This window comes from Streptomyces sp. NPDC054961 (assembly GCF_053609145.1).
The window spans coordinates 103354-110321 of the sequence record NZ_JBSGWY010000026.1 but is presented as its reverse complement, the minus strand read 5'-3'; the positions used below and the strand labels follow the sequence as shown (position 1 = coordinate 110321).

The 6968-nt window shown below is 70.3% G+C and carries 6 protein-coding genes; 5 read left to right on the top strand and 1 reads right to left on the bottom strand.

Annotation, left to right across the window (positions count from 1 at the left end):
* The coding region (locus ACWF9Z_RS23120) for a homocysteine S-methyltransferase family protein (protein WP_453604754.1) at positions 1 to 371 on the bottom strand (371 nt) is incomplete at its 3' end.
* 260 nt (positions 372 to 631) lie between these two features.
* Here ACWF9Z_RS23120 and ACWF9Z_RS23115 point away from each other — a divergent pair.
* The 5 genes from ACWF9Z_RS23115 to ACWF9Z_RS23095 all read left to right on the top strand — a co-directional run bounded on the left by ACWF9Z_RS23115 (position 632) and on the right by ACWF9Z_RS23095 (position 6953).
* Positions 632 to 1399: an IclR family transcriptional regulator gene (locus tag ACWF9Z_RS23115; protein ID WP_453604753.1), complete on the top strand. Its 768-nt coding sequence runs from the start codon at positions 632 to 634 to the stop codon at positions 1397 to 1399.
* A 332-nt stretch (positions 1400 to 1731) separates the two neighbouring features.
* Positions 1732 to 2514, top strand: coding sequence for an MIP/aquaporin family protein (locus ACWF9Z_RS23110; RefSeq protein ID WP_453604751.1), 783 nt, complete (start codon positions 1732 to 1734; stop codon positions 2512 to 2514).
* Positions 2515 to 2591: 77 nt separating this feature from the next.
* On the top strand, positions 2592 to 4118 hold the full coding sequence (gene glpK / locus ACWF9Z_RS23105) for a glycerol kinase GlpK (protein ID WP_453604750.1): 1527 nt from the start codon (positions 2592 to 2594) through the stop codon (positions 4116 to 4118).
* 44 nt (positions 4119 to 4162) lie between these two features.
* Positions 4163 to 5770, top strand: coding sequence for an FAD-dependent oxidoreductase (locus tag ACWF9Z_RS23100; protein WP_453604748.1), 1608 nt, complete (start codon positions 4163 to 4165; stop codon positions 5768 to 5770).
* Between the two features lie 127 nt (positions 5771 to 5897).
* Positions 5898 to 6953 carry a PAC2 family protein gene (locus ACWF9Z_RS23095; RefSeq protein WP_453604747.1) on the top strand — a complete coding sequence of 352 codons (1056 nt, stop codon included), beginning with the start codon at positions 5898 to 5900 and terminating at the stop codon, positions 6951 to 6953.
* Positions 6954 to 6968: the final 15 nt, after the last annotated feature.

The following is a 6968-nucleotide window of genomic DNA, read 5'->3' as shown; positions in this document are numbered from 1 at the left end:
CCCGTCGAGGCCGTGAACTCGTCGGCGACCTCCCGCGCGATCCGGGCACCCGCCACCGACAGCTCGTGGTTGCGCTCCGCGATGTCGTACTCCGCCAGCGCCGCGTAGTTCGTGCCGAAAGTGTTGGTCTCCACGCAGTCCACACCGACCGAGAAGTACTCCCGGTGCACGTTCGCCACGATGTCCGGCCGCGTCACGTTCAGGACCTCGTTGCAGCCCTCGAGCTGCTGGAAGTCCTCCATGGTCGGGTCCTGCGCCTGGAGCATCGTCCCCATGGCCCCGTCGGCGACGACCACGCGGGTCGCCAGTGCCTCTCTGAGGGCATCGGCCCGGGTCTGGGTGTCTGCGGGCAGGTTCGGCAACGAGACCATGGCTGAGCTCCCTGGGATGCGACGGCTGTCGGCTTTGCACCCCCTCTGTGTCAAGGGTGCACGCGGTCAGGGTAACCGTGTGGACCCGGACCCGGTGGGGGTGTCCCACGTGGCGGACTGCATTCTGTGCCGGGGGACGGCGACTTTCGGCCGCGGTGTCACGGGTGACTCACGCCCGAAAGGTCTTGCCGCCCTGCACGAAGTCGGCATCGACCGATAGTGTTCAGCATTGTCGAACTACGTCAGCAGGAGGCTGCGCAATGGCACGGAACATCCAGTCGCTCGAACGAGCCGCTGCGATGCTGCGGCTCCTGGCGGGCGGCGAGCGCCGGCTGGGGCTCTCGGACGTGGCCTCTTCCCTCGGCCTGGCCAAGGGGACGGCCCACGGGATCCTGCGGACGCTGCAGGCCGAGGGCTTTGTGGAACAGGACCCGGCCTCCGGCCGGTACCAGCTCGGCGCGGAGCTGCTGCGCCTGGGCAACAGCTATCTGGACGTCCACGAGCTGCGGGCCCGCGCCCTGGTCTGGACGGACGACCTGGCCCGCGCGAGCGGGGAGAGCGTGTACGTGGGGGTGCTCCACAAGAGCGGGGTGCTGATCATGCACCACGTGTTCCGGCCCGACGACAGCCGCCAGGTCCTGGAGGTCGGGGCGATGCAGCCGCTGCACTCCACAGCCCTGGGCAAGGTCCTGACGGCCTACGACCCGGTCGCGCACACGCAGGCGGCGGAGGCGGCGCGGGAGGCGTTCACGCCCCGCACGGTCACCGACGACGCGGATTTCGAGGCGGTCCTGGAGCTGACGCGGGCCCGCGGCTGGGCGAGCGACGTGGAGGAGACCTGGGACGGGGTCGCCTCGGTGGCCGCACCCATCCACGACCGGCGCCGGATGCCGGTGGGCGCGGTGGCCGTCGCGGGCGCCGTGGAGCGGGTCTGCGGGGGCCCCGGGGAGCCGAAGGCCTCCCTCGTGGCCGCCGTACGGGACTGCGCGCGGGCGGTTTCGCGCGACCTCGGGGCGGGCCGGTTCTGACGCGTGCCCTGACCCCCGCCACCCGGCCAAAAACCACCCAAGGACCACTTTCATGTGGCATCTGGGTGGTTTTTGTCTTTTGCTGATCATCCATTGGCCTGATGTGGGCGATCACACCAGGCGGTAACGATCCGGCTCATTGGCCTGGTCAACCCTTGACGGTTGGTTCACCCGGGCGGAAAACTGCCGTTCATCGGTCGGCAATGCCGAACACCTACCGGCAATACGCGTTAAGGTGTGGCAAGGCCAAGGACCGGTGCAGCACTCACCGAGTGCGTGGGCCGCCGGAGGGACCCGGCGGCCGACCCCCCTGAACGGCAAAGGAGTCGCGGGTGTCCAGCTCCGACATCTTCATCGGCGAGACCATCGGTACCGCCCTGCTCACCCTGCTCGGTGGTGGCGTCTGCGCCGCCCTGACCCTCAAGAGCTCCAAGGCCCGCGGCGCCGGCTGGCTCGCGATCACCTTCGGCTGGGGTTTCGCCGTCCTGATCGCCGCCTACGTCTCCGCACCGCTCTCCGGAGCGCACCTCAACCCGGCGGTCACCGTCGGCATCGCCATCAAGGACGGCGTCTGGGACAACGTGCCGGTCTACCTCGCCGGCCAGATCCTCGGCGCGATGCTCGGCGCGGTCCTGATGTGGCTCGCCTACTACGGACAGTTCCGGGCGCACCTGGCCGACCCGGAGCACATCCGCGACGCCAAGCTCGGCCCCGAGGACCCGCACCCGCACGACGTGGCCGGTCCGGTGCTCGGCATCTTCTCCACGGGCCCCGAGATCCGTAACGTCGTCCAGAACCTGACGACCGAGATCATCGGCACCGCCGTCCTGGTCCTGGCCATCCTGACCCAGGGCCTGCAGGACGACGGCAAGGGCCTCGGCGTCATCGGCGTCCTGATCACCTCGTTCGTCGTGGTCGGCATCGGCCTCTCGCTCGGCGGCCCGACCGGCTACGCGATCAACCCGGTGCGCGACCTCGGCCCCCGCATCGTCCACGCCCTGCTGCCCCTGCCCAACAAGGGCGGCTCGGACTGGAGCTACTCCTGGATCCCGGTGGTCGGCCCCCTCGTGGGTGCCGTACTCGCCGGCGGTCTGTACAACATCGCGTTCGCCTGATCAGCATCGGCACCACGGCACCACCCGCACCGCCATCCTGATTCCGCCAACTTCGACACCTGCCAGGAGCAGCCACCATGACCAGCAGCACCGGACCCTTCATCGCCGCGATCGACCAGGGCACGACCTCGTCGCGCTGCATCGTGTTCGACCGTGACGGCCGCATCGTCGCCGTCGACCAGAAGGAGCACGAGCAGATCTTCCCGAAGCCGGGCTGGGTCGAGCACGACGCCGCCGAGATCTGGACCAACGTCCAGGAGGTCGTCGCCGGAGCCATCGCGAAGGCCGAGATCACCTCCGCGGACGTCAAGGCCGTCGGCATCACCAACCAGCGCGAGACGACCCTCCTGTGGGACCGCCACACCGGTGAGCCCGTCCACAACGCACTGGTCTGGCAGGACACCCGCACCGACGCCCTGTGCAGGGAGCTCGGACGCAACGTCGGCCAGGACCGCTTCCGCCGCGAGACCGGCCTGCCGCTCGCCTCGTACTTCGCCGGCCCCAAGATCCGCTGGCTGCTCGACAACGTCGAGGGCCTGCGCGAGCGCGCCCAGGCCGGGGACATCCTCTTCGGCACCATGGATTCCTGGGTCATCTGGAACCTCACCGGCGGCGCCCAGGGCGGTGTGCACGTCACCGACGTCACCAACGCCTCGCGCACCATGCTGATGAACCTGCACACCCTGGCCTGGGACGACAAGATCGCCGAGTCCATGGACGTCCCGATGAACGTCCTCCCGGAGATCAAGTCCTCCGCCGAGGTCTACGGGCACGTCAAGGACGGCGTCCTCGCCGGCGTCCCGGTCGCCTCGGCGCTCGGCGACCAGCAGGCCGCGCTGTTCGGGCAGACCTGTTTCGCCGAGGGCGAGGCGAAGTCCACCTACGGCACCGGCACGTTCATGCTGATGAACACCGGCGACAAGGTCATCAACTCCTACAGCGGCCTGCTGACGACCGTCGGCTACCAGATCGGCGACCAGAAGCCGGTCTACGCCCTGGAGGGCTCCATCGCCGTCACCGGCTCGCTCGTCCAGTGGATGCGCGACCAGATGGGCATGATCAAGACCGCGGCCGAGATCGAGACCCTCGCGTCCTCGGTCGAGGACAACGGCGGCGCGTACTTCGTGCCGGCCTTCTCCGGCCTGTTCGCCCCGTACTGGCGCTCCGACGCCCGCGGTGTGATCGCCGGCCTCACCCGGTACGTCACCAAGGCGCACATCGCCCGTGCCGTCCTGGAGGCCACCGCCTGGCAGACCCGTGAGATCACCGACGCCATGACCAAGGACTCGGGCGTCGAGCTCGCGGCCCTGAAGGTCGACGGCGGCATGACCTCCAACAACCTGCTGATGCAGACGCTCTCGGACTTCGTGGACGCCCCTGTGGTCCGTCCCATGGTCGCCGAGACCACCTGCCTCGGCGCCGCCTACGCCGCCGGACTGGCCGTCGGCTTCTGGCCCGACACCGACGCCCTGCGCGCCAACTGGCGCCGCGCGGCCGAGTGGACCCCGCGGATGCCCGCCGAGCAGCGGGAGCGCGAGTACAAGAGCTGGCTCAAGGCCGTCCAGCGCTCCATGGCCTGGGTCGATGACGAAGACGCCAGCTGACCGCACAGCGGCGCAATTCGACGAGTAAGTAGGAGTCAAGGGATATGAGCAGCCTGCAGAGCGTTCCCACCCTGGGTACGCACCCGACCGCCGGTTCGAACGCGAGCCGCGCCGAGACCCGTGAGCAGCTGGCGAAGGCCACGTACGACCTGCTGGTCATCGGCGGTGGAATCCTGGGCACCTCGGTGGCCTGGCACGCCGCGCAGTCGGGTCTGCGGGTCGCCATGGTGGACGCCGGCGACTTCGCCGGCGCCACTTCCTCGGCCTCCTCCAAGCTGGTCCACGGCGGCCTGCGCTACCTGCAGACCGGTTCGGTCAAGCTGGTCGCCGAGAACCACCACGAGCGCCGGGTGCTGGCCAAGGACGTGGCCCCGCACCTGGTCAACCCGCTCACGTTCTACCTCCCGGTGTACAAGGGCGGTCCGGTGGGCGCCGCGAAGCTGGGCGCGGGCGTGTTCGCGTACTCGGCGCTGTCCGCCTTCGGCGACGGCATAGGCAAGATCATTTCTCCGGCCCGTGCCGCCGCCGACAACCCGGGTCTCAAGACGGACGACCTCAAGGCCGTCGCCGTCTACTACGACCACCAGATGAACGACTCGCGCGTCGCCGTCATGACGGTCCGCGCGGCCGTGGAGTCGGGTGCGGTCGTCCTGAACCACGCCGAGGTCACCGGTCTGCGCATGACGCGCGGCCGGGTCAGCGGCGCCGAGCTCAAGGACCGCCTGGACGGCACCGAGTTCGGGGTGGACGCACGGGTCGTGCTGAACGCCACCGGCCCGTGGGTGGACCACCTGCGGCGCATGGAGGACAAGCACTCGATGCCGTCCATCCGCCTGTCCAAGGGCGCGCACATCGTGATGAAGCGCAAGTCGCCGTGGAAGGCCGCCATGGCCACCCCGATCGACAAGTACCGCATCACCTTCGCCCTGCCGTGGGAGGACCAGCTGCTGCTGGGCACCACCGACGAGGCGTACGAGGGCGACCCGGCCGACGTGCGCGCCACCGAGTCGGACATCGACCAGATCCTCGACGAGGCGGCCTTCTCGGTGAAGGACGCCGACCTCGACCGCTCGTTGATGACGTACGCCTTCGCGGGCCTGCGGGTGCTGCCGGGCGGTCCCGGCGGCGTCGAGAAGGCCAAGCGCGAGACGGTCGTCTCCGAGGGCGCGGGCGGCATGCTGTCCGTGGCCGGCGGCAAGTGGACCACGTACCGGCACATCGGCCGCGTGGTCATGGACAAGCTGGCGAAGCTCCCGGGCAGCCCGCTGACCGAGGACATGGAGCCAGTCAAGTCGCTCGTGCGCCGGATCGCGCTGCCCGGTGTCGCCAACCCGAACGCGGTGGCGCACCGGCTGCTGGTGGACCGTGAGCCCGGTTCGCGCATGGACCCGCTGACCGCGCGCCACCTGGCCTCGCACTACGGTTCGCTGGCCTTCGACATCGCGCGGCTCGCGAACGAGGACCCGGCGCTGGCCGAGCGGATCCACCCGGACGGCCCGGAGATCTGGGCGCAGGTCGCGTACGCCCGGGACAACGAGTGGGCCGAGACGGCCGATGACGTGCTGCGCCGCCGTACGACGGTGACGGTGCGCGGCCTGGACGACGCACAAGTGCGCGGCCGGGTCGAGGAGATGCTGGCCGAGAAGGCATAACGGGTCTCGCGGAAGGGCAGAGGGGCGGTTCCGAGGGGAACCGCCCCTCTGTCGTGGGCTGTGGCCGGTGCCCCATCAAGGCTTAGGCTGGCCCACGTACGCAAGGGAACTTCGGAAGGAGACCTGGGTGATCGAGCTTGAGGGCGTGCCCGAGCTGATCGACCCGGTCATGGTGGCCGCGTTCGAGGGCTGGAACGACGCGGGTGACGCGGCCTCCGGTGCGGTCGCACACCTGGACCGGGAGTGGAAGGGCGAGGTCTTCGCGGCTCTGGACGCCGAGGACTACTACGATTTCCAGGTCAACCGGCCGACGGTGTGGCTGGACAACGGGGTGCGGAAGATCACCTGGCCGACGACCCGGCTGTCGGTGGTCCGGATCGGCGGCGCCAAGCCGCGCGATCTGGTGCTGGTGCGGGGCATCGAACCGTCCATGCGGTGGCGGTCGTTCTGCAACGAGATCCTGGGCTTCGCCCACGAGCTGGGCGTGGAGATGGTCGTGATCCTGGGCGCGCTGCTCGGGGACACCCCGCACACCCGGCCGGTGCCGGTGAGCGGGGTCACCTCGGACGCGGACCTGGCGCGGACGATGGACCTGGAGGAGACGAAGTACGAAGGTCCGACGGGCATCGTGGGCATCCTGCAGGAGGCCTGCACCCATGCCGGGGTCCCGGCGGTGTCGTTGTGGGCGGCGGTGCCGCACTACGTCTCGCAGCCCCCGAACCCCAAGGCGACCCTGGCCCTCCTGAACCGCCTGGAGGATCTGATCGACATCCGGATCCCGCTGGGCGAACTGCCGGAGGACGCACGGGCGTGGCAGGTGGGCGTGGACCAACTGGCCGCGGAGGACAGCGAGGTGGCGGAGTACGTCCAGACGCTGGAGGAGGCCCGCGACACGGCGGACCTCCCGGAAGCCTCGGGCGACGCGATCGCCCGGGAGTTCGAGCGGTACCTGCGGCGGCGCGACCCGGCGGCGGGCCCGGCGCCGGAGCCGGGTGACGGTTCGTACCTGCGGGACCCCTCCAGCGGCCTGACCCGGCCGCCGAGGCGCAAGGCGGACCCGGAGCCCGAACCGCCCTCCGCGGACGGCCCCGCGGACGCGGAGGGGCCCCCGGCCACGGACGGGCCCCCCGCTACCGACGGGCCCCCGGCCGCCGACGGGGACGAGGCCCCGCCGGAGGCCTGACCGCCCTCCCCCGAA

Coding starts and splice junctions, on each gene's coding strand:
- ACWF9Z_RS23115 (WP_453604753.1), top strand. CDS start 632: ATGGCACGGAACATCCAGTCGCTCGAACGAGCCGCTGCGATGCTGCGG.
- glpK (WP_453604750.1), top strand. CDS start 2,592: ATGACCAGCAGCACCGGACCCTTCATCGCCGCGATCGACCAGGGCACG.
- ACWF9Z_RS23100 (WP_453604748.1), top strand. CDS start 4,163: ATGAGCAGCCTGCAGAGCGTTCCCACCCTGGGTACGCACCCGACCGCC.